Annotated in this window: 25 protein-coding genes; 8 read left to right on the top strand and 17 right to left on the bottom strand. The window is 73.2% G+C overall.

Going from position 1 to position 26,877, the window contains the following annotated elements; translation table 11 throughout:
- The first annotated feature begins 305 nt into the window (after nt 1-305).
- The gene (locus ACZ7KX_RS06305) at nt 306-629 is read left to right on the top strand and encodes a nuclear transport factor 2-like protein (protein WP_350524249.1); all 324 of its coding nucleotides are present in this window, start codon (nt 306-308) and stop codon (nt 627-629) included.
- A gap of 30 nt (nt 630-659) precedes the next feature.
- Here the strand turns inward: ACZ7KX_RS06305 and ACZ7KX_RS06300 are convergent, their stop codons facing one another.
- On the bottom strand, nt 660-1,880 hold the full coding sequence (locus ACZ7KX_RS06300; protein WP_470325538.1) for a serine hydrolase domain-containing protein: 1,221 nt from the start codon (nt 1,878-1,880) through the stop codon (nt 660-662).
- Nucleotides 1,881-1,982: 102 nt separating this feature from the next.
- Between ACZ7KX_RS06300 and ACZ7KX_RS06295 the strand changes: the two genes are divergently transcribed.
- The 3 genes from ACZ7KX_RS06295 (at nt 1,983) to ACZ7KX_RS06285 (ending at nt 5,556) form a co-directional block, all read left to right on the top strand.
- Nucleotides 1,983-2,501 (top strand): NUDIX hydrolase, encoded by a 519-nt coding sequence (locus ACZ7KX_RS06295; protein WP_350524247.1) that lies wholly within the window; start codon nt 1,983-1,985, stop codon nt 2,499-2,501.
- Between the two features lie 67 nt (nt 2,502-2,568).
- Nucleotides 2,569-3,471, top strand: coding sequence for a TetR/AcrR family transcriptional regulator (locus ACZ7KX_RS06290; protein ID WP_470325537.1), 903 nt, complete (start codon nt 2,569-2,571; stop codon nt 3,469-3,471).
- Nucleotides 3,472-3,645: 174 nt separating this feature from the next.
- Nucleotides 3,646-5,556 carry a hypothetical protein gene (locus ACZ7KX_RS06285; protein ID WP_470325536.1) on the top strand — a complete coding sequence of 637 codons (1,911 nt, stop codon included), beginning with the start codon at nt 3,646-3,648 and terminating at the stop codon, nt 5,554-5,556.
- 156 nt (nt 5,557-5,712) lie between these two features.
- Here ACZ7KX_RS06285 and ACZ7KX_RS06280 read toward each other — a convergent pair whose 3' ends face one another.
- The 12 genes from ACZ7KX_RS06280 to ACZ7KX_RS06225 form a co-directional block, all read right to left on the bottom strand.
- A complete protein-coding gene (locus ACZ7KX_RS06280) occupies nt 5,713-6,753 on the bottom strand; it encodes a TetR/AcrR family transcriptional regulator C-terminal domain-containing protein (protein ID WP_470325535.1) in 1,041 nt (346 codons plus the stop codon).
- 109 nt (nt 6,754-6,862) lie between these two features.
- Nucleotides 6,863-7,573: a spermidine synthase family protein gene (locus ACZ7KX_RS06275; RefSeq protein ID WP_470325534.1), complete on the bottom strand. Its 711-nt coding sequence runs from the start codon at nt 7,571-7,573 to the stop codon at nt 6,863-6,865.
- A gap of 137 nt (nt 7,574-7,710) precedes the next feature.
- Nucleotides 7,711-8,784, bottom strand: coding sequence for a YeiH family protein (locus tag ACZ7KX_RS06270; protein WP_470325571.1), 1,074 nt, complete (start codon nt 8,782-8,784; stop codon nt 7,711-7,713).
- 59 nt (nt 8,785-8,843) lie between these two features.
- Nucleotides 8,844-9,425 carry a cysteine dioxygenase family protein gene (locus ACZ7KX_RS06265; RefSeq protein WP_350524243.1) on the bottom strand — a complete coding sequence of 194 codons (582 nt, stop codon included), beginning with the start codon at nt 9,423-9,425 and terminating at the stop codon, nt 8,844-8,846.
- 76 nt (nt 9,426-9,501) lie between these two features.
- Complete coding sequence (locus ACZ7KX_RS06260) at nt 9,502-10,407, bottom strand: LysR family transcriptional regulator (RefSeq protein ID WP_350626643.1); 906 nt, start codon at nt 10,405-10,407, stop codon at nt 9,502-9,504.
- A 142-nt stretch (nt 10,408-10,549) separates the two neighbouring features.
- Complete coding sequence (locus ACZ7KX_RS06255; RefSeq protein WP_470325533.1) at nt 10,550-11,419, bottom strand: amino acid ABC transporter permease; 870 nt, start codon at nt 11,417-11,419, stop codon at nt 10,550-10,552.
- A complete protein-coding gene (locus ACZ7KX_RS06250; RefSeq protein ID WP_470325532.1) occupies nt 11,416-12,060 on the bottom strand; it encodes an amino acid ABC transporter permease in 645 nt (214 codons plus the stop codon). Before ACZ7KX_RS06250 ends, ACZ7KX_RS06255 begins: the two co-directional genes overlap by 4 nt.
- A gap of 13 nt (nt 12,061-12,073) precedes the next feature.
- Nucleotides 12,074-12,955, bottom strand: coding sequence for a glutamate ABC transporter substrate-binding protein (locus ACZ7KX_RS06245; protein ID WP_470325570.1), 882 nt, complete (start codon nt 12,953-12,955; stop codon nt 12,074-12,076).
- 108 nt (nt 12,956-13,063) lie between these two features.
- A complete protein-coding gene (locus ACZ7KX_RS06240; RefSeq protein ID WP_470325569.1) occupies nt 13,064-13,792 on the bottom strand; it encodes an amino acid ABC transporter ATP-binding protein in 729 nt (242 codons plus the stop codon).
- Between the two features lie 47 nt (nt 13,793-13,839).
- The gene (locus ACZ7KX_RS06235; protein ID WP_350524239.1) at nt 13,840-14,085 is read right to left on the bottom strand and encodes a LapA family protein; all 246 of its coding nucleotides are present in this window, start codon (nt 14,083-14,085) and stop codon (nt 13,840-13,842) included.
- Nucleotides 14,086-14,236: 151 nt separating this feature from the next.
- On the bottom strand, nt 14,237-16,009 hold the full coding sequence (locus ACZ7KX_RS06230) for an ABC transporter ATP-binding protein (protein ID WP_470325531.1): 1,773 nt from the start codon (nt 16,007-16,009) through the stop codon (nt 14,237-14,239).
- A 54-nt stretch (nt 16,010-16,063) separates the two neighbouring features.
- Nucleotides 16,064-17,839: an ABC transporter transmembrane domain-containing protein gene (locus ACZ7KX_RS06225; RefSeq protein WP_470325530.1), complete on the bottom strand. Its 1,776-nt coding sequence runs from the start codon at nt 17,837-17,839 to the stop codon at nt 16,064-16,066.
- 609 nt (nt 17,840-18,448) lie between these two features.
- On the opposite strand from ACZ7KX_RS06225, the gene ACZ7KX_RS06220 reads away from it, so the two are divergent.
- Complete coding sequence (locus ACZ7KX_RS06220) at nt 18,449-19,312, top strand: aldo/keto reductase (protein ID WP_470325529.1); 864 nt, start codon at nt 18,449-18,451, stop codon at nt 19,310-19,312.
- A 195-nt stretch (nt 19,313-19,507) separates the two neighbouring features.
- Here ACZ7KX_RS06220 and ACZ7KX_RS06215 read toward each other — a convergent pair whose 3' ends face one another.
- The gene (locus tag ACZ7KX_RS06215; protein WP_350524235.1) at nt 19,508-20,404 is read right to left on the bottom strand and encodes a MarR family winged helix-turn-helix transcriptional regulator; all 897 of its coding nucleotides are present in this window, start codon (nt 20,402-20,404) and stop codon (nt 19,508-19,510) included.
- 372 nt (nt 20,405-20,776) lie between these two features.
- On the opposite strand from ACZ7KX_RS06215, the gene fabG reads away from it, so the two are divergent.
- The gene (gene fabG / locus ACZ7KX_RS06210; RefSeq protein ID WP_470325528.1) at nt 20,777-21,544 is read left to right on the top strand and encodes a 3-oxoacyl-ACP reductase FabG; all 768 of its coding nucleotides are present in this window, start codon (nt 20,777-20,779) and stop codon (nt 21,542-21,544) included.
- Between the two features lie 414 nt (nt 21,545-21,958).
- Complete coding sequence (locus tag ACZ7KX_RS06205; protein ID WP_470325527.1) at nt 21,959-22,630, top strand: phosphatase PAP2 family protein; 672 nt, start codon at nt 21,959-21,961, stop codon at nt 22,628-22,630.
- Between the two features lie 113 nt (nt 22,631-22,743).
- Here ACZ7KX_RS06205 and ACZ7KX_RS06200 read toward each other — a convergent pair whose 3' ends face one another.
- Nucleotides 22,744-22,962 (bottom strand): I78 family peptidase inhibitor, encoded by a 219-nt coding sequence (locus tag ACZ7KX_RS06200; RefSeq protein ID WP_350524232.1) that lies wholly within the window; start codon nt 22,960-22,962, stop codon nt 22,744-22,746.
- Nucleotides 22,963-23,039: 77 nt separating this feature from the next.
- Between ACZ7KX_RS06200 and ACZ7KX_RS06195 the strand changes: the two genes are divergently transcribed.
- Complete coding sequence (locus tag ACZ7KX_RS06195; RefSeq protein ID WP_350524231.1) at nt 23,040-23,312, top strand: DUF6343 family protein; 273 nt, start codon at nt 23,040-23,042, stop codon at nt 23,310-23,312.
- A 161-nt stretch (nt 23,313-23,473) separates the two neighbouring features.
- On the opposite strand, the gene ACZ7KX_RS06190 is transcribed toward ACZ7KX_RS06195, so the two are convergent.
- Nucleotides 23,474-24,874 (bottom strand): aspartate aminotransferase family protein, encoded by a 1,401-nt coding sequence (locus ACZ7KX_RS06190; RefSeq protein WP_470325526.1) that lies wholly within the window; start codon nt 24,872-24,874, stop codon nt 23,474-23,476.
- Entirely contained in the window at nt 24,864-26,774 is a 1,911-nt protein-coding gene (dxs, locus tag ACZ7KX_RS06185; protein ID WP_470325525.1) for a 1-deoxy-D-xylulose-5-phosphate synthase, read from the bottom strand. Before dxs ends, ACZ7KX_RS06190 begins: the two co-directional genes overlap by 11 nt.
- Nucleotides 26,775-26,877 lie beyond the last annotated feature (103 nt).

Here is a 26,877-nt window from a genome sequence, read left to right as displayed (position 1 = left end):
AGAAGTTCCGGACCCAGAAGTTCCGGAGCCAGAAGTTCCGGGCCGAAAGGCTCCGGATCGAAGGGCTCCGGGCCCAGAAGTTCCGGACCGCCAGGTTCCGGGCCGAAAGGCGGAGCGGGAGACCGGCCCCGGCCTCCCGCTCCACCGCCACTCCCCGCGGCGGGCTTTTCGGGCAAATCGCCTGATTCGTGATCCAAGCACATGAATCCTGCCATTTTCCCGACGCGCCGCCGACATGCCCGGACGGACCCCGCGAACGCCTTAGAACAGGACTCCCCGACACCCCTCACCCCCGGGAGTCCCGCATGACCATCGCCGTCTCCAAGCTCTCCGACCCGGCCGTCCGCAACTTCGTCACCGCGATCAACGCGGGCGACCGCCAGGCCTTCCAGGCCACCCTCACCCCCGGCGCGACCATGTCCGACGACGGCTCCGACCGCGACCTGGCGGACTGGACGGAGCGCGAGATCTTCGGTGCCGGCGGCCGGATGGCCGTCCAGACCGAGTCGGACGGCGGCCACGCACTCGTCGCCAACTTCACCAACGACACCTGGGGCGAGATGCGCACCGCCTGGCGCTTCACCGTCGACGGCGGCAAGATCAGCCGCTTCGAGACCGGCCAGGCCTGAACCGGCGGGCCTGAACCGGACCGCCGGGGATCAGGACAGCCCCAGGCACCCCCGCACCGCGCGGATCAGGTTCCGCGAGCGGACGTCTCCGGTGACACCCGGCTGCATACCGTTGGTGACGTAGCCGAAGCCCAGCCCCAGCTCCGGATCGGCGAAGCCCAGCGAACCGCCGCGCCCCGGGTGCCCGAAGCTCGCCGGGGAGGCCATCGGCGCGGTCGGGCCGTGCCGCCAGAAGCCCAGGCCGAAGGTGGAGTTGACGATCAGCACCCGGTCCGGCCCGCTCACGGCCGGCCCGACCGCGCGGGCCAGCACCTCCGGCCCGAGCAGCGGCGGCAGCAGCGCGCCGGAGCCGTCCGGACGGTCGGCCGCGCCGATCAGCGCCGCGTAGAACCGGGCCAGCGAACGGGCGGTGCCGATGCCGCCGGCTCCGGGGATCTCGGCGGCCTGCACCGCCGGGTCGTTGAGGTCCACCCCGGGGCGCACCGAGGCGAAGGACCGCGCGGTCAGCGAGCCCGGGTCCTGGTAGGCGTCCCGGACGGCCTGCTTGGGCCGCAGCCGCAGCCCGCTCGGGCCGGTCCGGGCCGCCTCCGGGGCGGGCAGGTCGACGAGCTTGCCGACCCTCGGCGCCGCCCCGGCGGGCAGCCCGATCCACAGGTCCAGCCCGAGCGGCCGGGCGATCTCCTCGGCGAAGTACTGCCCGATCGTCCGGTCGCTCACCCGCCGCACCACCTCGCCGACCAGCCAGCCGAAGGTGTACGGGTGGTAGCCGTGCGCCGTGCCGGGCTCCCACGCGGGCGCCTGCGCGGCGACGGCGGCGGCCGCGCGCTCCCAGGTGAGCACGTCCTCCAGCCGCAGCGGCACGTCCAGCGCGGGCACCCCGGCCCGGTGCGAGAGCAGCCAGCGCACCGGCACCCCGGCCTTGCCGGCCGCCGCGAACTCCGGCCAGTACGAGGCCACCGGCGCGTCCAGGTCCAGCAGCCCGCGTTCCGCGGCCAGCAGCGCGGTGGTCGCGGTCAGGCCCTTGGTGACCGAGCGCAGCACCTGCGCGGTGTCCGCCGTCCACGGCACCGCCGGCGCGGGCCGCCCGCCGACCTCGGGCCGGGCGTCGCCGCCCCACAGGTCGACCACCTTGCGGCCGTGCACGTAGAGCGCGAAGGCCGCGCCCAGTTCGCCGTACTCGACGAAGTTCCGCGCGAAGGCCGCCCGCACGGGCCCGAACCCCTCGGCCGTCTCGCCCCAGATCTCCACCACCGCGCGCCGCCTTCAGACCGTTCCGATCACCGTCGTCCGCCCGCGTTCGAAAGTTCGCGGAAGTCCGTTCGAACCGGGCCCCGAAACCCTAACCTGTTCGTCATGACCAACCCTGCCGAGGAACTGCTGGACGTCGTCGACGAGCACGACCGGGTGATCGGAACCGCCTTGCGCGGCGAGGTCTACCGGCGCGGCCTGACGCACCGCTGCGTCTTCATCCTGGTCCGCGACCCGGCCGGACGGATCTTCGTCCACCGCCGCACCGCCACCAAGCTGTTCGCCCCCGGCGCGTACGACATGTTCGTCGGCGGCGTCGTCGGCTCCGGCGAGACCTACGCCGAGGCCGCCGTCCGCGAGGCCGAGGAGGAACTCGGCGTCCACGGCATCGCTCCGCGCCCGATGTTCAAGTTCCACTACCGGGAGCCCGACGGCGGCAAGCTCAACTGGTGGTGCGACATGTACGAGGCCGAGTGGGACGGCCCGGTCAGCCCGCAGGAGTCCGAGGTCGCCTGGCACACCTGGCTCACCCCGGACGAACTCGCCGAGCGCCTCGCCCGCGACACCTTCGTCCCCGACGGCCGCGAGGCCTACCGCCGCTACCTGGACCTCCGGAGCGCATAGGCCGCCGGACGGCACCGGGCACCGGACCGCATGGGCCGCCGGACCAGCGCCGGATAGGGTGACGCGCATGGCCTCCCGTACGCCGTCCCCGACGGCCGACCGCGCAGCACGGACCTCCACAACCGGCCGGGCCGCGGCGGGTGAACGGCCCCGCCGACGGCTGAGCGTGGACGAGCGGCGGGAGCAGTTGATCGCCGTGGCACTGGAGCTGTTCAGCCGGCGGCCGCCGGAGGAGGTGTCGATCGACGACATCGCCGCCGCCGCGGGCGCCTCCCGGCCGCTGGTGTACCACTACTTCCCCGGCAAGCAGGCGCTGTACGAGGAGTCGCTGCGGCGGGCCGGGCGGGAGCTGGCCGCCCGCTTCGAGGAGCCCATGGAGGGGCCGCTGTCCGAGCGGCTCCACCGCGTGATGGGCCGCTACCTGGACTTCGTCCAGAGCCACGGGCCCGGCTTCGCGGCGCTGCTGCGGGGTGGCTCGGTGGCGGCCAGCGCGGGCACCTCGGCGGTGATCGACGACGTGCGCCGGGCCGCGCAGGAGCAGATCCTGGCCCACCTCGCACTCCCCTCGCCCAGCCCCGGACTGCGGCTGACCGTGCGCGCCTGGATCGCCAACGCCGAGATCACCTCGCTGGAGTGGCTGGGCGAGCGCTCGGTGCCGCTGGAGGAACTCCAACTGCACCTGGTGCAGGAGTTCGTCGCGGCGCTCACCCTCACCGCCGCCCGCGAGCCGGCGCTCGCCGCCGAACTGGCCTCCTTCTTCGCCGCCGAACGTCCGGACGGCCCGACCGGACGCCTGGTCCGGGACCTCGCCGGGCTGTTCGCCGTCCCGGGGATCCTCGACGCGGTCACCGCGCTCGCCACCGCAGCTCCGGCCGATGCGCCCGCCGGGGCGCCCGAGCCTCCTGCGACGGCCCCCGCCCCCGAAGCCGGCCCCGAGGCCGGACCGAAGGCCGGAACCACCGCCGGCTGACCGCCGAAGCGGTGGTCACCGCGCTGGTCCGAGTGATCATCGGGTCATCCTGCGGTTCGGTCAGGACGGCGGGCTCTGATAGGAATGGGCAGGGATTTGACGGCGCGCCGCTGCGGCGGGCCGGTCCCACCCGAACCACCGACGGCAGACGGAGCAGAGCGGGGGGCTCACCAGTTGACCCAGGACGTCCAGTTCAGTGCGGAGGCCAACCCCTTCGCGGCAGCCGAGCAGGTCTGCGCGACCCTCGGCACGCTCACCGACGCCCTCTTCGACGAGCAGACCTCGCGCCACCCGGCGGCCTCGCTGAGCGCGCTGCGCACGAGCGCGCACCCCGCCGCCGAGGCCCTGTTCGGCCTGCCGCTCGCCCCGAACGGCCCGGTGCACGCCGCCGTCGACCGGCTCGGCACGGTGATCACCGCGGGCTCCGCGCGTCCCGGTACCGGCGCGCGGATCGCCGACCGGGTCATCGACGCCCTGCAGTCCCGCTACGGCGGCGGACCGGTGCGCGGCGCCATCGCCGACCGGGGCACCACCTCGGCCGCACTGTTCCACCTGCCGGTCACCGGCGAGTTCGCCGACGCCAAGCTGCGCCCGCCGTTCGCCCCGGCGCTGGCCGCGCTGGCGGCCGGACAGCAGACCCGGCAGCCGGTCGAGCTGCCCACCGGCGCGGGCGCCGAGGTCCGGCTGGTCGTCCCGCCCGGCTTCCACCCGCTCACCTCCCCCGGCGGTCCCCCCGGCGTCTCCGCCCGCACGGTGCCGCTGCTGCCCGCCGACGCCGACCCGGCCGACCGAGCCGCCGTGGCGTCGGCCGCGGAGCTGTCCGGTCACCTCGCGGAGGTCGCCGAGGAACTGTTCAGCGCCACCGGCACCGAAGGGCGCCGCGACTTCGCGGTGATCTCCGCCACCCTGGCCGACCTGATCCGCGACGCGGGCGTCGCGTACGCGGGCGTCTGCGCCCTGCAGCTCGACGACCGCGCCTCGGACGCCGCCCTCGTCGTCTCCCTCACCCGGCACCCGCTGCCGATCACCGCGCTCGCCACCGAGCTGGCCACCGTCCGGCGGCACGCCGAGGTGTGGACGGTGCTGCTGCCGGCCGGACCGGCCGCCGTCCTGGTCGAGGGCCGGACCGTGCCGGTACCGGGATCCCTGGCGGCCGACGGGCAGCGGCGCTGGGTGGTCACCTCGGCCGTCCAGGCCTTCGTCCCGCTGCCGGACGGCGCGACCGTGCTGTGCGCCCAGCTGTCCACGGCGCGGCCGGAGGACTGGGAGCTGTACACGGAGGCGTTCGCGGAGCTGCTGAAGAGCATCCAGTTCGGATGGGACGGCGAGCCCGCGCCCACCGCGGCGGTGGGTGACGCGGTGCCGGCCGTCGTCCCGGCGACCGCTCCCGCCCAGGTGCCCGCCCAGCCGCCGGTCTCGGCACCGGTCCTGGCACCGGCCGCCGTTCCCGCCGTTCCCGTCGAGGCGGAACGGGCGGACCGAGTGGAACAGGTGGAACAGCGGGCGGCGGACGAGCCCACGGAGGTGCCGGTGCACCTGCGCGGTACGCCGGTGCGCGTCCCGCCCGCGGACTTCAACCCGTTCGCGCCGGTCGCCGAGTCGGCCGCCGCCGAGACCGCGCAGGCCGCGCAGGCCCCGGACGACCGTCCGAAGGGCACGCCGGTCATGATTCCGCCGCCGGACTTCGACCCCTTCGCCCCGGAGGCCCTCACGGGTACACCGGGCGACGCGCCGACCGCCCGGCCCGTGGGTGCGCCTGCGGTCGCCGACCCGTTCGGTACGACGGTCGCGGCCGAGCAGAAGGACGACCCGTTCGGCACCACCCTCGCCTCGCAGGGCCCGGCCGTCCCGCCGCCGCCGTCGACCCCGCCGGTCGTCCCGGCGCCCGTCGTGGCCGCCGCGCCCGCCCCGGCCACGACCGCGGGCGACGAGGGAGCGCCCCGCAAGGGCACGCCGGTCATGATCCCGCCGCCGGACTTCGACCCCTTCGCGATGTCGGACTTCTCGGCCACCGCGCCGGTGGCGGAGGCGAAGCCCGCGGCAGAGTCGAACGACGCGGCGCCGGAGCACCGGCCGTTCGGCTGAGCGGGCAGAGGGCAGAGAGCAGCGGGCAGCGGGCCGCCGACAACGGGTGACAACTGACAGATTTCAGATTTCGTTCGCTGAACTCTGAAATCTGTCAGCTGTTACCCGTCAACTGTTCTCTGTCACCCGCCCCCGCTCCCCCGTCAGCCGCCCTCCTCAGGCGCGCCGCCGCTCGATCGCCGCCTCGATCCCGTCCAGCATCCGCGCCATCCCGAACTCGAACAGCGCCTCCAGGCTCAGGTCGATCTCCGGCCCCCGGTTCATCGCGTCGAACATCGGGAACCGCTCCGGGTCCGACATCAGCCGATCGTGGTCCTCGTCGCCCAGGCGGTCCATCCACTCGTCGGCGGACAGCCCGCTGTCCTGCTCGGCCTGCGCCTCCCGCTCGAAGTGGACCGCCAACCCGCACACGAACGCCGCCAGCGCGACGGAGGCCTGGGCGATCTCCTCCCAGCTCAGCCCCAGCCCCGACAGCGCGGCCATCGACCGTTCGGTGTGCAGGGCCGCGTCCGGCGCCAGCACCGGCCGGGTGAAGGACATCGTGGACGCCAGCCACGGGTGCCGCCGGTAGATCCGCCACTGCAGCCGCGCGACGGCCTCCAGGCCCTCCCGCCAGTGCGACGCGGGCGGCTCGGGCAGCGGCTGCTCACCGAAGGCCACGTCCATCATGAGCCGCAACAGTTCGTCCTTGCCCGGCACGTGCCGGTAGAGCGACATCGTCGCGACCCCGAGGTCCGTCGCGACCCTGCGCATCGACAGCGCCGCCAGCCCCTCCGCGTCCGCGACCCGGACGGCCGTCGCCACGATCCGCTCCCGGGTGAGCTCGCGGTCGCCCCCGGCCCGCGCCCGCCGGACCCCGGGCACCCCCGAGGCCCCCGAACTCCCCTGCGCCTCGCCGGCTCGCGCCCCGACAGCCCTCACCCCGGCGGGTCGCGCCCCGGCAGCCCCCGCCCCGGCAGTCCTCGCGCCCGGAGCCTTCGCCCCGACCACCACCGTCCCGACGCCGGGGACGGCCCGGACCAGCCCCTCCTCCCGGAGGCGGCTCAGCACCTTGGTCGCCGTGGCCATCGCCACGCCCCACTCCCGGGTGATCCGCCGGGTCGACGGCACCCGCTCGCCCGGCGCCAACTCCCCTGCCACGATGCGCCGTCGAAGCTCGGCCGCGATCCGCTCCGAGGGAGTCCCGCTCTCAGCCATCACCCACCACCGCCTGCCAGACCATCAACCACCCCGGGGGGAAGCCCGATCGGGGCACTCCACCCGGACGATCACTGCCATCAGCCCGCCCCGCAGGCCGAGTCGGCTCTCAGCCGACGCGCCGCGCCAGGTGCACCACGTCCGGCACTCCCCGGGACACCGGGATCTCGTGCGTCACCACGTCCGAGAAGCCCGCCGCCCGCAGCGCCTCCTCGAAGGCTGCCGACGGCTGCGCGCTCCACACCGCCAGCACCCCGCCCGGCTGCAGGCGGTGCCACAGCACCGCGAGCCCGTCCGCGCCGTACAGCCCGTTGTTGGAGTCGGTGACGGTCCAGTCCGGCCCGTTGTCGATGTCCAGGCACAGCGCGTCGTAGCGCTCGCCGTCCGCGGCCGCGAGGTACTCCAGCAGGTCGGTGTGGAGCACCGCGACCCGCTCGTCGTCGAGCGCGCCGTCCGAGAAGCTGCCGAGCGGGCCGTTCCGGTGCCAGTCGATGATCGCGGTCTCCCGCTCGACGATGGCGATCCGCCCCCAGCGGGGCTCGGCCGCCGCGTAGGCGAGCGAGAAGCCGACCCCGAGGCCGCCGATCAGGACCGCCGGCCGCTCGGCGCGGCTGCCCGTGCGGTCCAGCTCGTCCAGTGCCGCCTGGACCAGGAGCCGCTCCGAGCGCCCGTCGGCGGTGTCCATCAGGAAGCAGCCGTTGGCGATGATCTCGAAGTGCCGTCCGCGCTGCCGAAGCACCACCTCGCCGAACGGGCCCTCCCGCCGGTCGAGCGTGACGACGGCCTCGGGGCCGTCCCGTTCGGGCAGTGCGGTGGTCATCCGTCCTCCTCGACGAACCCAGCGAACTCGGGCGTACTCGGGCGCACTCGACCACCGGCGGCTCCCGTGCGGGCACGGGACCGTCCCGATGCGGACGAGTACCCGCCCGACAATAGCCGAGTCCGCACCCGGTTCCGTCAGGTCGTGATCAGTACCCCCGCGTAGGAGACGCCGGCCACCACCACCCAGGAGCCCAGCCCCAGCAGGGCGATCCGGCCGCCGGTTCGGACCATCGTCGGCAGGTGCACGGCGCTGCCGAGTCCGAACAACGCGGCGGCGAGCAGCAGCTCCTGGGCGTCCCCGGCCAGGTCGAGCGCCCGCTCGGGCAGCACCCCGGTGGTCCGCAGGACGATCATCGCGAGGAACCCGGCCACGAACAGCGGCAGGATCGGCGGGCGGCTCGCGGTCTTCACCGACTTCCCAGCCGCCCCCTCCGCCGAGCCCGATCCCGCGGAACCGGCAGCCGCACCCGCACCGGTACCGGCACCCGCCGCCTTCGCCACCCGCAGGTTCCGCCGCACCACCACGGCCACCCCCGCGACCAGCGGCGCCAGCAGCACCACGCGCATCAGCTTGACCAGCACCGCCTCCCGCAGCGCCCCCGCCCCGCCCGTCTGCGCGGTGGCGACGACCTGCCCGACGTCGTGCACGCTCGCGCCGACCCAGCGCCCGAACTCGACCTCGCCGAGCCCCAGCGGGTGCTGGAGCAGCGGCAGGACCGCGATGGCGAGGGTCCCGCACAGGGTGACCAGGGCGACCGAGGCCGCGACGTCCTCCTCCTCGCTGCCCGCCGCCTGGCTGACCGCGCCGATCGCCGAGGCCCCGCAGATCGAGTACCCGGTGGCGACCAGCAGCGGCTGGTCCCCCGGCAGGCCGAGCCGTCGGCCCAGCCACAGCGTGCCGGCGAAGGTGGCCGCGACCACCGCGAGCACCATGGCGACGGTGGCCCAGCCGAGGCCGAGCACGTCGCCCAGGCTCAGCTTGAGCCCGAGCAGGACGATCCCGACCCGCATCAGCCGCTTCCCGGCCGTCGACAGGCCCGGCCGGGCGACCCCGCGGACCACCGGGCGCAGCCCGGGCAGGTGGGCGGCCGCCATGCCGAGCACGACGGCGGCGGTCAGCTTGGGCACGGCCGGGACCGCCGCGTGGACGGCCAGGGCGGCGGCCACACCGAGGGCCGCGAGCAGCAGCCCGGGGGCGTCGCCGCGCATCGGGGGCAGCGAACGGGTGCGGGCGGCGCGCTGCCGGAGGGTCAGTGCCACGCCGCCGCTCACTGCTCCTGGTCGGCGGGAAGCCGGTAGACCCGCCGGATGCTGGTGCCGAGCCGCGAGACGTCCGCGCCGTACACGTGGATGGAGATGGCCGTGGTGTTGCAGGAGTTGCGGACCAGGTGGATGTCACCGGGTGGGGCGAACGCGGCGACGGTGCCGGCCGGGCCGGCCACGTGCTCGGTCTCGACCAGCCGGGCGGTCCGGCCGTCGGAGACCAGTCGGTAGCGGGTCTCGCTCTCCTGGCCCCGGTGGACGCCGGCCACGCACCACGAGACGTGGTCGTGGATCGGGGTGTGCTGTCCGGGCAGCCAGACCAGGGCGACGACGGAGAAGCTGCCGTCCTCCTCGGCGTGCAGGACGTGCTGGCGGTAGCGCTGCGGGTCGCCCTCGCACTGGGCGGGGGTGAGCAGGGCGTCGGGCCCGTCCGGGTCGGCGTGCAGGTGCGGGGCGAGGCGCTCGCCGACCAGGTAGGCGGTGAGCTCCGGGGGCAGTCCGCGGTCCACGACGGCGCGGATCTCACTGATCAGCGCGGTCATCCGCTCGGTGAGCCGGTCGCTGCCGACCGTGGCTGGGGGCGTCATGTCAGCAGATTGGGACCAATGGACCTATCACGTCCAAGGAGGGTTCGTAAGCGACACCCCCATCAGGGCTTATGGGTCAGCAGCCGACCCGGCTCGCCGCAGCCTGCCGCAGGTGGTCCAGCACCAGCCCGGTGGCCGGGATCCGGCGGTGTTCGCGCAGCACGTACGCGCTCACCTGTCGCCGCAGGTGCGGTTCGACGGCCCGCCCGGTGACCTTCCGGTGGCACATGAAGGAGAGCACCAGGGCGGGCATCAGGGCGATCCCGACCCCGGCGGCGACGAGCGACTGCACCGCGAGGTTGTCGTCGGTGGAGAAGACGATGTCCGGCGCGAAGCCCTCCTCCGCGCAGACGTGCAGCAGGTTGGCCCGACATCGGGGACAGCCGGCGATCCACCGCTCGCCGTCGAGGTCGACGAGCCGGACGGCGTGCCGGCGCCCGAGCGGGTGCCCGACCGGGAGCAGCACCGTGAGCAGGTCCTCCATCAGCGGGATCTCGTCCACCCCGTCCGGCACCTCGGTGGCGGCGCCGGGGTAGCGGAAGGCCAGCGCGATGTCGCACTCCCCGCGCAGCAGCCGCTGGACGGAGTCGGGGGGCTCGGCCTCCAGCAGCTCGACCCGTACGCCGGGGTGCTCGGCGAGCAGTCGGGCCATCGCCTCGGGTATCAGGGTGGCGTTGGCGCTGGGGAAGGCGCAGACCCGCACCCGCCCGGCGCGCAGCCGGGCGAGCGCGGCGAGCTGCTGCTGGGCTGCGGACATGCTGCCGAGGATCAGTTCGGCGTGCCGGGAGAGCGCCTCGCCCGCCTCGGTGAGCCGCAGCCCTCGCCCGGCACGGGTGAACAGGGGGACGCCGACGGTGCGTTCGAGCGCCTTCATCTGCTGGGTGATCGCGGGCTGGGTGTAGCCGAGTTCGCGGGCGGCGGCCGAGTAGGAGCCCGCCCGGACGACTTCGTGGAACGTCCTGATGTGCCGCGAGTCGAACACCGGCTCCATGGCCCCTCCCGCCCGGGTGGTCGTCGTCCGAACCGCTCGGGCGGTCCCGTCCAGCCCCGCAATCATAAGAGGAATTTGGAGGTACCGACCCCGACCCCATCCGCACCTATGGTTCAGTGCCGAACCAGGCCTCTCACTGCTGCGCGGACGGCGGCAGCCCCATCGAGACCTCGGCCTTGGCCACCGGCGCCCCGCCCCGCACGCTCGGGCTGCGCCGGCTGCGCTTCTCGACGAAGCGGGCGAACCAGGAGAGCAGCAGACACATGCCGATGTAGATCGGCGCGATCACGATCACCACCGGGATGAACGGCAGGTCGTAGTCCAGGTTCGTGGCGATCAGCTTGCCCGCGTGCAGGAACTCCTCGTAGGTGATCAGGAAGCCCAGCGAGGTGTCCTTGAGCGCGACCACCAGCTGGCTGATGATGGCCGGCAGCATCGCCCTGTTGGCCTGCGGCACCAGCACGTACGTCATCACCTGGGTCTTGCGCATGCCCAGCGCGTACGCGGCCTCCCGCTGCCCCTTGGGCACCGCGAGCACGCCGGCCCGGAACACCTCGGCCAGCACCGAGCCGTTGTAGAGCACCAGCCCGGTGACGAGTGCCCACAGCGGCTGCACCTTCAGGGCCACGAACACGAAGAAGATCATCACCAGCACCGGCATGGCCCGGAAGAACTCCACGACCAGGGTGGAGAGCCAGCGCACCGCCCGGTGGTCGGACAGCCGCCCGGCCGCGAACAGCGCGCCGAAGGGCAGCGCGAACAGGACCGTCCAGCCGAAGGCCTTCAGGGTGTTCCCGAGCCCGCGCAACAGCAGTTCCTGCACGCCGCGGTACTGGAAGGCCGTCCACTTCTCGTACGTGAACTGGTCGGTGTGGAACAGCATGTAGACGACCCAGCCGAGCGCCGCCGCGATCAGCACCAGCGCGATCCCGCCGTACAGCCGGTGGCGGGCGAGCGCCTTGGGACCGGGGATGTCGTACAGCGCCGAGGATTCAACGGTCATCGGGACACCGCCACTCGTCGCTCCAGCAGGTAGAAGACGGCGCTGACGCCCAGGGTGATGATCAGATAGCCGACGGCGATCCAGACGAAGGTCCAGACGATGCTGTAGCCCAGCTCGTTGATGGTCCGGTAGGTGCCCAGCAGCTCGGTGACGCTGAACGAGCCGGCGATCGCCGTGTTCTTCGCCAGCGCGATCATCACGCTGCCGATCGGTGCCACCACCGAGCGGTACGCCTGCGGCAGCACCACCAGGCCCATCGTCTGCCCGAAGCTCATGCCCAGGCTCCGGGCCGCCTCGCCCTGCCCGGTCGGCACGGTGTTGACGCCCGCGCGCATCGCCTCGCAGACGAAGGCCGAGGTGTAGCAGCCGAGCGCGAGCACCGCGAAGGTGTAGAAGGGCAGGGTGATGTCGAAGCGGGGCAGGCCGAGCACCACGATGAAGAACAGCAGGGTCAGCGGCGTGTTGCGCAGGATCGTCACCCACACCGCCCCGAACACCCGCAGCGGCCTGACCGGCGAGACCCGGAAGCTCGCGATCAGCACCCCCAGCACCAGCGACAGCACGGCGCTCACCGCGAACAGCGAGAGCGTGCCGAGGAAGCCCTCCCAGTAGGTCGACCAGTTGTCGGTCAGCGTCTTCACGGCGCGGCCCCTCTCAGTACCGGTTGATCTGCGGCGGGGTCGGCGCCGGCTCCCCGGAGAGGCCGAGGGTCGCCTCGAAGGCCTTGTTCCAGTCGCCGTTCTGCTCGTGGCGCTCCAGTGCGTCGTTCAGCGCGGCGCGCAGCACGGTGTCGTTCTTCGGCACCCCGATCCCGTACGGCTCGGTCGAGAACAGCGGTCCGACCACCTTGAGCTCGTCCGGCACCTTGGCCGCGTAGCCGAGCAGGATCGCGTTGTCGGTGGTCACGGCGTCGACCTGGTTGGTGATCAGGTTGTCCACGCAGGCCGAGTAGGTGTCGTAGCCGATCAGCTTGGCCTTCGGGAACTGCGACTGGATGCGCTGGTACGGGGTCGAGCCGGCCGCCGAGCAGACCTTCTTGCCGTCCAGGTCCTGCGGGCCGTGGATGGTGTTGTCGTTCTTGCGCACCAGCAGCGACTGCCCGGCGACGAAGTACGGCCCGGCGAAGCCGACCAGCTTCTTCCGGTTGTCGTTGATGGTGTAGGTGCCGACGTAGTAGTCCACCTGGCCGTTCTGCAGCGCGGTCTCGCGGTTGGCCGACGCGATGGTCTTGAACTGGATCTCGTCCGGCGGGAAGCCGAGGGAGGCGCCGACCATCTTGGCGATCTCGATGTCGAAGCCGGAGTACTCGCCGGTCGCCGGGTTCTTCTGGCCCAGGTACGGCTGGTCCTCCTTGACGCCGACCACCAGGTGGCCGCGCTTCCGGGCGGCGTCCAGGGTCGGCGAGCCGGTGATCGAGGCGGCGTCCTGCACCTGGTAGCTGGGCAGCGCGCTGGGCTGCGGACCTTTGGGCGGCGGGGTGCCGGGCTTGCCGCAGCCCGCCGCCAGAGCGGTGAGCAGCAGGGCGACGGCGAGCACGAGCGTCCGCGCGCGTGCGCCGGACCTCGTCCGCGCGCCGAGCCCCGTCCGCGCCCCGGGCTTCCCCGCCCCCGCGCGGGGCGTCGTCTCACGGTTCACGCCGCCGCCTCAGTGCTTCAGGATCTTGGACAGGAAGTCCCGGGCGCGCTCGGTCTCGGGTGCGCTGAAGAAGTCCTCCGGGGCACGGTCCTCGACGATCCGGCCGTCCGCCATGAACACCACCCGGTTCGCCGAGGCCCGGGCGAAACCCATCTCATGGGTGACCACGACCATCGTCATGCCCTCGTGCGCGAGTTGGCGCATGACGTCCAGCACCTCGTTGATCATCTCGGGGTCGAGCGCCGAGGTGGGCTCGTCGAAGAGCAGCGCCTTGGGGTCCATCGCGAGCGCGCGGGCGATCGCGACCCGCTGTTGCTGGCCGCCCGAGAGCTGGGCCGGGTACTTGTCGGCCTGGGTCGCGAGGCCGACCCGCTCCAGCAGCGCCCGGGACTTGGTGTCGGCCTCCGTCCTGGGCCGGCCGCGCACCTTGATCTGCGCGAGCGAGACGTTCTGCAGCACGGTCTTGTGCGCGAACAGGTTGAAGGACTGGAACACCATCCCGACGTCGGCGCGCAGCCGGGCGAGCCCCTTGCCCTCCTCGGGCAGCGGCCGGCCGTCGATCAGGATGCTGCCGTCCTCGATCGGCTCCAGCCGGTTGATCGCCCGGCACAGCGTGGACTTGCCGGAGCCGGACGGTCCGATGACCACGACGACCTCGCCGCGGCCCACCGTCAGTTCGATGTCCTGCAGTACGTGCAGGTCCCCGAAGTGTTTGTTGACCCCGCGCAGCTCGATCAGCGGGGTGAAGGCCGAGGTGCCGCTGCGGGCCGACTCGGGATCGGTCGTCACCGGCTGCGCCGGCCCTTCAGCAGCCAGCCCAGCACACCGCCCGCGATCAGCGTGGCCAGCAGGGTGATCCAGAGCGGCGCGGTGACGGTGAACACCCAGAACTGGATCTTCACCCGGTCGAGGTTGGCGAACAGGAACCACACGGCGAGGATGACGATGACGCCGATCCCGATGTAGCGCGTGGGGATCCCGCCGATCTCACCGCGCGGGGAGCGGGACGGGCCGTCTGAAATCTTGGTCACCGGAGCAGTCTGCGGGCCGGACCGCCGATTTGCCCGGTTACGCGCCCTTCCGGGCCGGGCAGTAACCCGCACGGGGCAATCCGACCCCGTGCGGGTTTACCGATCTACGCGCTGCGGCCGGGCTCCCCGGACTGCTACCGCTCGTCCCGTACTACCGCTCGTCCCGCCAGGAGCGCCACAGCGCCGCGTACGGACCGCCGGCCGCGACCAGCTGCGGGTGGCTGCCGTACTCGCTGATCCGCCCGCCCTCGACCACCGCGATCACGTCCGCGTCGTGCGCGGTGTGCAGCCGGTGGGCGATGGCGATGACCGTCCGGCCCTCCAGCACCCGGGAGAGCGAGCGCTCCAGGTGCCGGGCGGCGCGCGGGTCCAGCAGCGAGGTGGCCTCGTCCAGCACCAGGGTGTGCGGATCGGCCAGCACCAGCCGGGCCAGGGCCAGTTGCTGGGCCTGCGGCGGGGTCAGCGCGGTACCGCCGGAGCCCACCTCGGTGTCCAGGCCCTCGGGCAGGCCGTCCGCCCAGTCCCCGGCGTCCACCGCGTCGAGCGCGGCCCGCAGCTCGGTGTCGTCCGCGTCGGGCGCCGCCAGCCGCAGGTTGTCCCGCAGGGTGCCGACGAAGACGTGGTGCTCCTGGTTCACCAGGGCCACCTCCGCGCGCACCCGTTCGGCCGGCATCCGCGACAGCGACGCCCCGCCGAGGGTCACGCTGCCGCGGCCGGGGGCGTAGATCCCCGCCAGCAGACGGCCGAGCGTGGACTTCCCCGCCCCGGACGGCCCGACCAGCGCGACCCGGCTGCCCGGGGCGACGTCCAGGCTGATCCCGTGCAGGACGTCCGCGCCCTCGCGGTAGCCGAAGCGGACGTCCGTGGCCTCCACCCGACGGCCGTCGGGACGGGCGGATTCGTCCCCCTCGTGCTCCGGCACCTCGCGCACGCCGACCAGCCGGGCCAGTGAGGCCTGTCCGATCTGCAGTTCGTCGTACCAGCGCAGGATCAGGTCCACCGGGCCGGTCAGCATCTGTGCGTACAGCACGCCCGTGGTCAACTGACCGACGGTGATCCAGCCCCTGAGCGCGAACAGCCCGCCGAGCACCAGGGTGGCGAGCACGGCGGCGGTGTAGACCGCGTCGATGGTGGGGAACCAGACCGAGCGCAGCCACAGGGTGTAGCGCTCCCAGGCCAGCCACTCCCGCAGCTTGCGATCGGTCAGCCGGATCCGTTGCTCGCCCAGGCGCAGCGCCTCGACCGTCCGACCGGCGTCCACCGTCTCGGCCAGCACGGTGTTCACCGCGGCGTACCCGGCCGACTCGTTGCGGTACGACTGCGGCGCGCGCCGGAAGTACCAGCGGGAGGTGGCCAGCAGCAGCGGCAGCCCGATCAGCGAGGTCAGCGCGAGCAGTGGCGAGGTGACCAGCAGGGCGCCGAGCACCAGCAGCAACGACACCACGGCGACGGCGAGTTCGGGCACCGCCTCGCGCACCGACTTGTCCAGCCGGTCGATGTCGGTGGTGCCACGGGAGACCAGGTCCCCGGTGCCGGCCCGCTCCAGCACGCCGGTCGGCAGTGCGACCGAGCGGACCAGGAAGTCCTCGCGCAGGTCGGCGAGCACGCGCTCGCCGAGCACCGCGCCGCGCATCCTCGACCAGCCGGTGAACGCCGCCTGCGCCACCAGTGCCAGCAGGTACCAGGCGACGGCCACGGTGATGGTGGACCCGGCGGTGCCGGTGGCCAGCGATTCGACCAGCCGGCCGAGCACCCAGGGGCCGACCAGCCCGGCGAGCGTGGCCACCGAGTGCAGCGCCACCACCCCGGAGAACCCGCCGCGGTGCCGCCGCGCGAGCAGCAGGAGGTACCCGCGCACGGCGGCCGGGGAGCCGACCGGCAGGGTGGCGGCGGGCCCCTGCTCCTCATGGACGGGTGGCTTCATGACGTACTCCTCGCTTGCGTGGCAGGGCGGTTGACGAACAGCTCCGGGCGGCGTTCACACGGCCTCACCGACCCGGTGGGCGGCCTCCTCGTCGCGGGTGACCACGGCGCGGTAGGCCGGCTCGGTCCGCATCAGCTCGCGGTGCGGCCCCGCCGCGACCACTCGGCCGTCGCGCAGCAGCACGACCCGGTCCGCCTGGTCGAGCAGCAGCGGACTGGTCGCGAACACCACGGTCGTGCGGCCCGCCCGGGTGTCCCGCAGCCCGGTGGCGATCCTGGACTCGGTGTGGGCGTCCACCGCACTGGTGGGCTCGTCCAGCACCAGGACCGGCGGGTCCGCCAGCAGTGCGCGGGCCAGGGCGAGCCGCTGGCGCTGCCCGCCGGACAGCGAGCGCCCGCGCTCGGTGAGCCGGGCGCGCATCGGATCTCCCGCGCACTCGGGCGAGCCGTCCACCAGCGCCTCCAGGACGTCGTCCGACCGGGCGGCCGCCAGCGCCTGCGCCGGGGAGACCCGGCCCGAGGACGGGATGTCGAACAGCTCGGCCAGCGTCCCGGAGAGCAGCACCGGCTCCTTGTCGTGGACCAGCACGGCCGCCCGCGCCTCGGCGAGCGGCACCGTGTCCAGCTCCGTCCCGCCGAGCCGTACGGAGGGCTGCTCCGGCTCGCCGTCGGCGAGCGGGATGTGGCCGCCGAGCCGTTCAGCGAGCGCCCCGGCGAAGTCCGGGTCCCCGCAGACGACGGCGGTCAGCTCGCCGGCCCGCGCGGTCAGTCCGCTGACCGGGTCGTGGAGGTCGGCCTTGGCCGGCCTGGTCAGCGCGGCGTCGGCCGTTCCACCGGTCCGGCCGAGGGAGAGCACCCGGACGGCCCGCCCGGCGGAGACCCGGGCGACGCTCCAGGCGTGCGCCGCCTCGCCCAGGATGCGCAGCGGCGAGGCCAGGAAGGCGGTCGCACCGTAGACCGCGATCAGGGTGCCGACGTCGAGCTCGCCGGAGGCCGCCAGCCGGGCGCCGTACCAGGTGACGCCGACCACGAACAGGCCCGGGAGCAGCACCTGTTGCGCCTGCATCAGCGACCAGATCCGGGCCGAGCGGACGGCGGCCGCCCGGACCTTCTGCGAGGCGGCGCGGTACCGCTCCAGGAAGAGCTCCTCACCGCCGATGCCGCGCAGCACCCGCAGCCCCGCCACGGTGTCGGCGGCCAGCTCGGTGGCCTTGCCGCCGAGCGCGCGCTGCTGCTCGTAGCGCCGCTCGAACGGCCCGATCAGCGGCCAGACGGAAGCCGCCAGCACGGGTACGCCGAGCAGCACGCCGACGCCCAGCACCGGCTCGACCACCAGCACCACCGAACTGACGGCGAGCCAGACGATCACCGCGGACCGGACCCGGGCGATCAGCTCGACGTACCAGCCGATCCGCTCGACGTCCCCGCTGCCGACCGCGACGACCTCGCCGGTGGCGATCCGGCGGGACAGTCCGGCCCCGAGCCGAGAGGCCTGCCGGGACACCAACTGCCTTACCTGGCAAGCGGCGTGGATCCAGTTCCAGACCGCCTGGCGGTGCGACAGGACGGTACCGAGGGCGGCGCCCGCGGCGAGCAGCAGGGCGAGCCCGCCCGCCCGCCAGATCCCGTCGGCGTCACCGTCGACGGCGGACTGCACGCCCGCCCCGAGCGGCACCGGCAGGGCGGCCTGGCACCCCATTTCGAGCAGGGTCCAGCAGGTGGCGAGCAGCTGCCCGCGCCGCTGACTGCGCTGCAGCCAGCGCAGGAAGGCCAGGGGCGAGGACAGATCGGGGCTGCCGGGGTCGGCCAGCGGCAGGGGGGTGAGCGGCATGACACTCCGATGCGAACGGTGCGGAGGTACGGGGAAGGAGGGAACGGACGCGCGAACGGGTGCGCGCCGGGCTCGCCCGCCGGCCCGGAGCCCGGCTCACCCGAGCAGCGCGGACCCACGGGCGACGGGCAACAGGTGAGAAGCACCGGGCGACGGACGGCCGGCGACGGGCGACGGGCGACGGGCGACGGACCCGCGGCGCAACGGCACGGCGGCGTCGATGCGTCCGGCGGGAGGGCCGGACGGACTGGGAAGGGCACGAAGGGCCCGGAGTTCAGGAGGCCATGTCCGCGAGCCTGCCAACCCCGGTGTGACCCGCGCAACAGGTTTTCCGCCGCCATGACCGGTCGACCGGCCGACGGACCGACGGGGCCGGCCGCCCGCGTTCGCCGGTACGACCCGGCCGGGGCGCCTCCGCCCCTCCTCCGGCCCGCCGGCCCCCCGCCGGCCCTCCTCGGCCCTCCTCCGGCCCGCTCCGCCGACCCCTCCGACCCGGTCGGGGCCCTGCAAAACAACACCCAAGATTCACCCGTTTGGCGGGAACAATCACGTTCCGGCGCCAGTTGCCCCCCACTGGAAAGACCTACGACCAGGAGGGCACCCCGTCCCGTGAGCAACATCCCCAGCGTCACCCTCAACGACGGCGCGCAGATCCCGCAGCTCGGTTTCGGCGTGTGGCAGGTCCCGGACGCCGAGGCCACCCCGGCCGTCCGCACCGCGATCGACGCGGGCTACCGCTCGATCGACACCGCGGCCATCTACGAGAACGAGGCCGGCACCGGCGTGGCGATCGCCGGGGCACTGGCGGGCGGCGTCGCCCGCGAGGACCTCTACATCACCACCAAGCTGTGGAACTCGGGCACCCGCGACTGGTCCGGCGAGCAGGGCCGCGACGCGGTGCTGCGCGAGTTCGACGCCTCGCTGGCCAAGCTCGGCCTCGACTACCTCGACCTGTACCTGATCCACTGGCCGCGCCCGATGCACGGCAGCTTCCTCAACGTCTGGAAGGCCTTCGAGCAGCTGAAGGCGGACGGCCGGGTCCGGTCGATCGGCGTCTCCAACTTCGGCACCGAGCAGCTGACCCGCCTGCTCGACGAGGCCTCGGTCGTCCCGGTGCTGAACCAGGTCGAGCTGCACCCGTACTTCCCGCAGGAGGAGCTGCGCGCCTTCCACGCCGAGCACGGCATCGCCACCGAGGCGTGGAGCCCGCTGGGCCAGGGCGGCGAGCTGCTCGCCGAGCCGACGCTGGTCGCGATCGCCGAGAAGCACGGCCGCACGGTCGCCCAGGTGGTCCTCCGCTGGCACCTGCAGAGCGGTGTGATCGCCATCCCGAAGTCGGTCACCCCGTCCCGGATCCGGGAGAACCTGGACGTCGCCGGCTTCGAGCTGGACGCCGAGGACCTCTCGACGATCGCGGCCGTCGCCACCGGCAAGCGCATCGGCCCGGACCCGCAGGGCTTCGACTGGAACTGATGCGGGCCCGGAGCTCCGGACCGGGGCCCCGAGCCACCGCGCCGGGCCCCGCCGGAGCCTGACGGCCGGCCACGCCGACGACCGCCAACCCCGTCCGGGGTTGGCGGTCGTCGGCGTGCGCGATTCACGGAACCGAAGGCCAGGAACCCTCAGTACGTTGGCGAATCGTTTTGGCTGCTGTTACCAAAGCTTGGTCTAGAACCTGGCCGCCTTGCCGATGAGCGCGAGTGCAGCCTCGTGCTCACCCTCCTCCAGCGGAGCCAGCAGCAGCCGCTGGACCTCGGCCACCCCGGCGGCCGAACGGTGCAGCAGGTCCTGTCCCGCCGGTGAGAGCGAGAGCAGGTTGCGCCGTCCGTCCGAGGGGTCGCGCCGACGCTGCACCAGACCGCGGCGCACCAGCCGGCTCACCATCTCGGCCATGGTGGCCTTGTCCAGCGAGGCCAGCTCGCCGACCGTGCGCTGGTCGGCGCCCGGCTCCAGCTCCAGCGCGTCCAGCACCGCGTACTGCGGGGCCGTCAGCTCGGCGCCGACGTGCTCCGACCAGAGCTTGGTGTGCACCTGCTGGCTCACCCTGATCAGGTAGCCGATCGCCCGCTGGGCGTCCAGTATCGGCCGCGCGTCCGTGAAGACGGCGACCGCCGCGGGCTCCAGCCTGGCTATCTTGGCCATCACCCGGACGATCTCGACCTGCTCCTCCGCCGTCAGCGGCTCGAACAGGACGCGCTGCACGCGGACCACACCACCGGTGGCCTCGCGCACCGCCTGGGCGCCGCTCTGCGAGAGAGCGAGCAGCTTGCGCCGGCCGTCGGCCGGGTCACGCCTGCGCAGCACCAGGCCGCGGCGGACCAGCCGCGCGACCATCTCCGCCATCGTGGCCTTGTCCAGCGAGGCTCGCTCGCCGACCGTCCGCTGGTCCGCACCCGGTTCGAGGGCCAGGACCAGCAGCACGGCGAACTGTGGAGCCGTGAGATCGGCTCCGACGTGCTCGGACCACAGACGGGTGTGAACCTGCTGTGCAACACGAATGAGGTGTCCGGGCGACTGCTGCAGTCGCGCGGACACGCGGGTTGTCGGGATCTCCCCCAGCACCATGTATCCGTCCCGATGTCACACCCGGTGTGTGTGGGACACCCGGGTGGGGCAGTAACGGCGAGTGGGCGTCCAGCTATGAGGGAGGGCGCTCCAGCCGTGCAGCCGGTGGCTGCTGGCGGACACTATACAAACGGCGGGCCCTTGCTGGCAGGCAGGGGCGGATAGTAGACGCAGGTTCGGCAACATTGGCATATTTACGCGCTGCCACGCCCTTGCAGTAACCCGTTCTCAGCAGAAAGCCGACCGGTCGGTCCTTACCGACCGTCACCTGCGCCTCTCCGCTCTGGCCGCCTTCCCTACTCGCCGGTAGGGTGTGGCCACCCTCTCCGGGGGCTCTCCCCGGAGGAACCCCCGAGAGAGACGAGAGCGAGCATGACCGAGCAGAGCACCGCCCCCCGGGTCGCCGTCGTCACCGGCGCCGCCCGCGGCCTGGGTGCCGCCACCGCCGAGCGGCTGGCCGCCGACGGCTACGCGGTCGCCGTCCTGGACCTCGACGAGGCGGCCGGCAAGGACACCGTCGCCCGGATCACCGCCGCCGGCGGCAAGGCGCTGGCCGTCGGCGCCGACGTCTCGGACGCCGAGCAGGTCCAGGCCGCCGTCGACCGCGTGGTCGCCGAGCTCGGCGCCCCCGTCGTGCTGGTCAACAACGCGGGCGTACTCCGCGACAACCTGCTCTTCAAGATGTCCGAGTCCGACTGGGACACGGTCATGAACGTTCACCTCCGCGGCGCCTTCCTGATGACGCGCGCAGTGCAGAAGCACATGGTCGACGCCGGTTTCGGCCGCATCGTCAACCTGTCCTCCTCCTCGGCCCAGGGCAACCGCGGCCAGGCCAACTACTCGGCTGCCAAGGCGGGCCTGCAGGGCTTCACCAAGACTTTGGCCATCGAGCTCGGCAAGTTCGGCATCACCGCCAACGCGGTCGCCCCCGGCTTCATCGCCACGGACATGACCGCGGCCACCGCCGCCCGCGTCGGCATGGACTTCGAAGACTTCAAGCGGGCCGCCGCCTCTCAGATCCCGGTCCAGCGGGTCGGTCTGCCTGAGGACGTCGCCCACACCATCTCGTTCCTCGCGAGCGAGGGCTCCGGCTTCGTCTCCGGACAGGTGATCTACGTCGCGGGCGGCCCCCTCGACTGAGCACGGAACCTACACAGGGTTACCACGGAGTGGGAAGCCGGACCGACCGGCTTCCCACTCCGTTTCCTTTACCGGGGCTTTTGCAGAATCATTCGAAGACCACACGGGCATTCGATCCATGAATGGCGTGAATCACTCCCGGAACGCTCGGGGGTGAGCTCAATTGTCGATTTCACGGGAAAATGACAATTCCCTCCGAAATGGCCCTGTCCGGATGGGTAAGGTCACCCCGTGCAATCCAGAAGTACCCACGCTCCCATCCCGCGACCGCGGTCAGAACACCACGTCGTCACGCCGGGCCGGGAACGACCCGCCACCGCCGGCGGCGCCCACGGCCGGGTCGTCCCCGTCCGCCGCGGACCGGACCGCCGGGGCCCGGCCGGCCCCGGCCACCGCGAGCCCGGCTGGCCCCCGATGAGCCGGCGGCAGGCCGCACTGCTCGCCGCCACCCTCGTCGTCTACCTGCTGGTACTGGCCGGCGTCCTGCTGAACACCGCCCTGGTCGACCTCGACTGGTCGGTCCGCCTGCTGCGCCCGTACGAGCGGTGGCCCAGGCCGGAGCCGCTGCTCGACACCTGGGTGGTCGCCGGGCAGCGCGGCCCCTCGGCGATCGCCGCCTTCGCCTGGCTCGCCTGGCGCGCCCACCGCCTCGGCCGGCTGCGTCCGCTGCTGGTCATGGCCGTCGCGCTGCTGCTGCTCAATGTCACGGTCGGCGCGGTGAAGATCGTCACGGGCCGGCTCGGCCCGCACTACGCCCAGTACGTCGGTTCGCCCGAGCTCTTCTCCGGCGGCACCATCTTCCCGTCCGGCCACACCGCCAACGCCGTGGTCACCTGGGGCGTGCTCGCCTACCTCGCGGTCCGCTGGCGCCGCACCGGCGCGCTGATCGCCGCCGCGACCGCCTGCTCGATCGGCCTGACCACGGTCTACCTGGGCACCCACTGGGTCACCGACGTGCTGGCCGGCTGGGCCGCCGGACTGCTCGTCCTGCTCTCACTGCCCCTGCTGGAACCCCTGGTCGCCGTCGCCGAACAGCGACTGCACCGCCGCTTCGGCCGCCGCGTCGTCCGCTACCGGGCCCGATGAGCGACCGGACCACCGAGCTGCTGAACCGCTGAGCCACTCAGCTGCCGAACCCTCCGAGTCCTCCGAGTCCACCGATCCCCGTCAGCCCGCGGCGGAGGCGGTGGAGGCGACCGCTACCCCTCCCAGCTCCGCTCGACCACGCCGTCCCGCACCGCCAGGTTGAGGCGCCCCTGCCGGTACTCCATGGTCATCAGCTCCCCCGGCTCCAGCACCCGCACCGAGGCCCAGCCGTGCCGCCGTGCCAGCTCCTTGGCCCGTTCGACCCGCAGCCCCGCGTACCCCTCGGCGTCCGCCCCGGCCGCTCCCGACCCCACCGCGTCCGATCCCGACATCGCGCCTCCCCCGGCCAGCTCCCTCGGACGTACGCTGGAATCGTAGCCCGACCCGAGCGGTCCGGAGGTGAACGCCCATGCGCACCACCACCCCGCGACGGTGGCGCAGCGGCACCGAGCCGGCCACCGCCCGCAGCGACCTCAAGCTCCGCTACCTGCTCTCGCTGGTCTTCACGCCGCTGTTCATCCTGGGCACGGTGGGCTTCGCCGTCTGGGCGGCCACTTCCCCCGTCAACGGCGCCCCCAGCCGGGGCACGCTCACCGGCTTCGCCATCGCCTGCGGCCTGCTCTCCCTGTTCGCCGTTGTCGATCTCGTGGTGGTCGTCCGGCGCCGCCGGACCGAGCTCTGACGCGGTGTCTCCCATGGAGTGGGAAGTCGGCCCGGCCGACTTCCCACTCCTCGCGTCCGCTCCCGCGCTCCCGCCGGCACCTCCCCGCGCTCCCGCCGGCACCTCCCCGGGCTCCCGCCCGCCGTGCCCCGGGGGCCCCGGCGCCCGCCGCGCCCCGGGCCTCAGCGACTGCCGACCGCCTGCTTCACCAGCGTCCGCCCGAAGTCCCACATCAGACCGCTTCCCCGGTGCGCCTCGTCCATGATGTCGGTGAAGGCGGTCATGAACCGGTCGACGTCCCGCTCGGTGATGATCAGCGGCGGAATCAGCTTGATCACTTCCAGGTGGTCCCCGGACACCTGGGTCAGGATCCGGTGCCGCTGCAGCAACGGGACCACGACCATCTGTGCGAACAGTCCCTTGCGTGCCGCCTGCAGGGCCGTCCACCCGGTGCGCAGCTTGAGCGATTTGGGCCGCCCGAACTCGATGCCGATCATCAGCCCGCGCCCGCGCACCTCGGCGAGCAGCTCGTACCGGTCGACCAGCGCGGTCAGCCGCTCGCGGAACAGGTCGCCGACCGCGCGGGCGTTCTCGACCACCTTCTCGTCCCGCATCACCTCCAGGGTCGCCAGGCCGGCCGCCATGGCCTGGGCGTTCGACCCGAAGCTGGCCGAGTGCACCAGCACCCGGTCCATCGAGGAGTAGACCTTCTCGAAGATCCAGCCCTTGCCGAGCGTCGCCCCGACCGGGATGTACCCGCCGGAGAGCGCCTTCGCCGCGCAGACCAGGTCGGGCAGCACGCCGTCCTCGTGCTGGTAGGCGAAGAACTCGCCGGTGCGGCCGATCCCGGTCTGCACCTCGTCGCAGATCAGCAGCGCCCTGTGCTCGTGCAGCAGCGCCTGGGCGGCGCGCAGCCAGCCGGGCGGCGGCGCCTGGACGCCCTTGCCCTGGATCGGCTCGACGATCAGCCCCGCGACGTCGCCGCGCTTCAGCTCCTTGGCCAGTGCCCCGAGATCGCCGAGCGGGATCGCGGTGTCCGGGAGCAGCGGGTCGAACCCCTTGCGGAAGCCGCTCTCCCCGTTGACCGACAGCGAGCCGGTGGTCAGCCCGTGGAACGCGTGGTCGACGTAGAGGATGCGCTTGCGGCCGGTGGCGTACCGGGCGAACTTGAGCGCGGTCTCCACCGCTTCCGTGCCGCTGTTGCCGAAGAACACCCGGTCCAGCCCGGGCGCGTACGACAGCAGCCGCTCGGCCAGCAGTCCGGGCAGGGGCGAGCAGTCGAAGCGGACCAGGTCCGGCAGGTCGAGGTCCATCACCTGCCGGATCGCCGAGCGCACCACCGGGTGGTGGCGGCCGAGGGCGAAGATGCCGAAGCCGGCCAGCATGTCGAGGTACTCGTTGCCCTCGGCGTCGTAGAAGTACGGGCCCTCGGCGCGCTCGTAGTACTTGTCGAAGCCGATCGTGTGGAGCATCCGGGACAGCTGCGGGTTGAGGTAGCGACTGTTCAACTCGTAGCGCTCACGGCCGCGTTCGGCGAGGAGGGCGGCGAGGTCGAAGGCGGGGCGGTCTGGGTCAGCCGGCATGGCGCGGGTTCGCTCCTCTGGTCGGTAGCAGGTTCTTGGCGAAGACGGCGGCCTGGGCGGCGACCCCTGTCCCGGTGAGCCCGGCCTCCTCCAGGATCTCTCCGCGCGACGCGTGCCCGAGGAACTCCTGCGGCAGGCCGAGCACCCGCACCGGTACGTCGACGTCGGCGTCGCGCAGCGCCTGGGCGATCGCCGAACCGACCCCGCCGGTCCTGCCGTTGTCCTCGACGGTGACCACCAGCCGGTGAGCGGCGGCGAGTTCGGGGAGTGCCGGGTCGACCGGCTTGACCCAGCGGGGGTCGACCACGGTCGCCGTGAAGCCCTCGGCGAGCAGCAGCCGGGCGGCGTCCAGGCAGGCCGGGGCGGTGGTGCCGACGGCGACCAGCAGGATCTCGGCCGGCCGGCCGGTGCGCAGCAGGACGTCCACCCCGCCGGTCCGCTCGACGGCCGGCACGGCGGGGCCGACGTTCCCCTTCGGGAAGCGCACGACCGTCGGCGCGTCCCGGACCTCGACGGCCTCGCGCAGCTGCGCCCGCAGTTGTTCGGCGTCGCGCGGCGCGGCGAGCCGCAGGCCCGGCACGACCTGCAGGATCGACATGTCCCACATGCCGTTGTGCGAGGCGCCGTCCGGTCCGGTCACCCCGGAGCGGTCGAGCACGAAGGTGACGCCGAGCCTGTGCAGGGCGACGTCCATCAGCACCTGGTCGAAGGCCCGGTTGAGGAAGGTCGCGTACACCGCGACCACCGGGTGCAGCCCGCCGGTCGCCAGCCCCGCGGCGCTGGTGACGGCGTGCTGCTCGGCGATCCCGACGTCGAAGGTCCGCTCCGGGTACGCCTTGGCGAACGGCGCCAGGCCCACCGGCTGCAGCATGGCCGCGGTGATCGCCACCAGGTCCGGCCGCTCGGTGCCGAGCGCGAGCAGTTCCTCGCCGAACACCGAGGTCCAGGAGACGCCACCGCTGGGCGAGATCGGCAGGCAGGTGTACGGGTCGATCGGGTTGACGGCGTGGAAGCGGTCGGCCTCGTCCTGCTCGGCGGGCCGGTAGCCGCGCCCCTTGACGGTCAGGCAGTGCACGATGACCGGCCCGCCGAAGTTGCGGGCCTGGCGCAGCGCCTGTTCGACCGCTCCCAGGTCGTGGCCGTCGATCGGACCGAGGTACTTGAGGCCGAGGTCCTCGAACATGCCCTGTGGGGCGAAGGCGTCCTTGAAGCCCTTCTTGGCGCCGTGCAGCGCGTCGAAGATCGGCTGGCCGACCAGCGGGGTGCGCTGCAGCGCCCCCTTGCCGAGGGCGAGGAAGCGCTCGTAGCCCTGGGTGGTGCGCAGGGTGGCGAGGTGGTTGGCGAGGCCGCCGATGGTCTTGGCGTAGGAGCGCTCGTTGTCGTTGACGACGATGACCAGCGGCCGCTCACGGGCTTCGGCGATGTTGTTGAGCGCCTCCCAGGCGAGCCCGCCGGTGAGCGCGCCGTCGCCGATCACCGCGACGGTGTGCCGGTCGTGCTGGCCGAGCAGCTGGGCGGCCTTGGCGAGGCCGTCGGCGTAGGACAGCGCGGTGGAGGCGTGCGAGTTCTCGACCAGGTCGTGCTCGGACTCGCCGCGCGAGGGGTAGCCGGAGAGTCCGCCCCGCATCCGCAGCCGGGTGAAGTCCTGGCGGCCGGTGAGGAGTTTGTGGACGTAGCTCTGGTGGCCGGTGTCGAACACGATCCGGTCGTACGGCGAGTCGAAGACCCGGTGCAGCGCGATGGTGAGCTCCACCACGCCGAGGTTGGGCCCGAGGTGTCCGCCGGTGCGGGTGACGGCGTCGATCAGGAAGTCGCGGATCTCGTCGGCGAGCAGCGGGAGTTCGGCCGCCGGTAGCTTGCGCAGCTCGGCCGGCGACGTGACGCGGGAGAGCAGTGACATGGGTACACCTCACGACTCGGAGCGGTGCGGTGGTGCCTCCGCCCCGGCTTGGGGGCGGAGCCGGCCCGGGCTCGGGAGCCCGGGCCGGGGTGCCGACCTGGCG

Source organism: Kitasatospora sp. NPDC038210 (assembly GCF_055600605.1).
The sequence above is the reverse complement of the archived record's forward strand: the minus strand, read 5'-3'. Positions and strand labels throughout refer to the sequence as shown.

Coding starts and splice junctions, on each gene's coding strand:
- ACZ7KX_RS06305 (WP_350524249.1), top strand. CDS start 306: ATGACCATCGCCGTCTCCAAGCTCTCCGACCCGGCCGTCCGCAACTTC.
- ACZ7KX_RS06295 (WP_350524247.1), top strand. CDS start 1,983: ATGACCAACCCTGCCGAGGAACTGCTGGACGTCGTCGACGAGCACGAC.
- ACZ7KX_RS06290 (WP_470325537.1), top strand. CDS start 2,569: ATGGCCTCCCGTACGCCGTCCCCGACGGCCGACCGCGCAGCACGGACC.
- ACZ7KX_RS06280 (WP_470325535.1), bottom strand. CDS start 6,753: ATGGCTGAGAGCGGGACTCCCTCGGAGCGGATCGCGGCCGAGCTTCGA.
- ACZ7KX_RS06275 (WP_470325534.1), bottom strand. CDS start 7,573: ATGACCACCGCACTGCCCGAACGGGACGGCCCCGAGGCCGTCGTCACG.
- ACZ7KX_RS06270 (WP_470325571.1), bottom strand. CDS start 8,784: ATGCGCGGCGACGCCCCCGGGCTGCTGCTCGCGGCCCTCGGTGTGGCC.
- ACZ7KX_RS06265 (WP_350524243.1), bottom strand. CDS start 9,425: ATGACGCCCCCAGCCACGGTCGGCAGCGACCGGCTCACCGAGCGGATG.
- ACZ7KX_RS06255 (WP_470325533.1), bottom strand. CDS start 11,419: ATGACCGTTGAATCCTCGGCGCTGTACGACATCCCCGGTCCCAAGGCG.
- ACZ7KX_RS06230 (WP_470325531.1), bottom strand. CDS start 16,009: ATGAAGCCACCCGTCCATGAGGAGCAGGGGCCCGCCGCCACCCTGCCG.
- ACZ7KX_RS06225 (WP_470325530.1), bottom strand. CDS start 17,839: ATGCCGCTCACCCCCCTGCCGCTGGCCGACCCCGGCAGCCCCGATCTG.
- ACZ7KX_RS06215 (WP_350524235.1), bottom strand. CDS start 20,404: ATGGTGCTGGGGGAGATCCCGACAACCCGCGTGTCCGCGCGACTGCAG.
- fabG (WP_470325528.1), top strand. CDS start 20,777: ATGACCGAGCAGAGCACCGCCCCCCGGGTCGCCGTCGTCACCGGCGCC.
- ACZ7KX_RS06205 (WP_470325527.1), top strand. CDS start 21,959: ATGAGCCGGCGGCAGGCCGCACTGCTCGCCGCCACCCTCGTCGTCTAC.
- ACZ7KX_RS06200 (WP_350524232.1), bottom strand. CDS start 22,962: ATGTCGGGATCGGACGCGGTGGGGTCGGGAGCGGCCGGGGCGGACGCC.
- ACZ7KX_RS06195 (WP_350524231.1), top strand. CDS start 23,040: ATGCGCACCACCACCCCGCGACGGTGGCGCAGCGGCACCGAGCCGGCC.
- ACZ7KX_RS06190 (WP_470325526.1), bottom strand. CDS start 24,874: ATGCCGGCTGACCCAGACCGCCCCGCCTTCGACCTCGCCGCCCTCCTC.
- dxs (WP_470325525.1), bottom strand. CDS start 26,774: ATGTCACTGCTCTCCCGCGTCACGTCGCCGGCCGAGCTGCGCAAGCTA.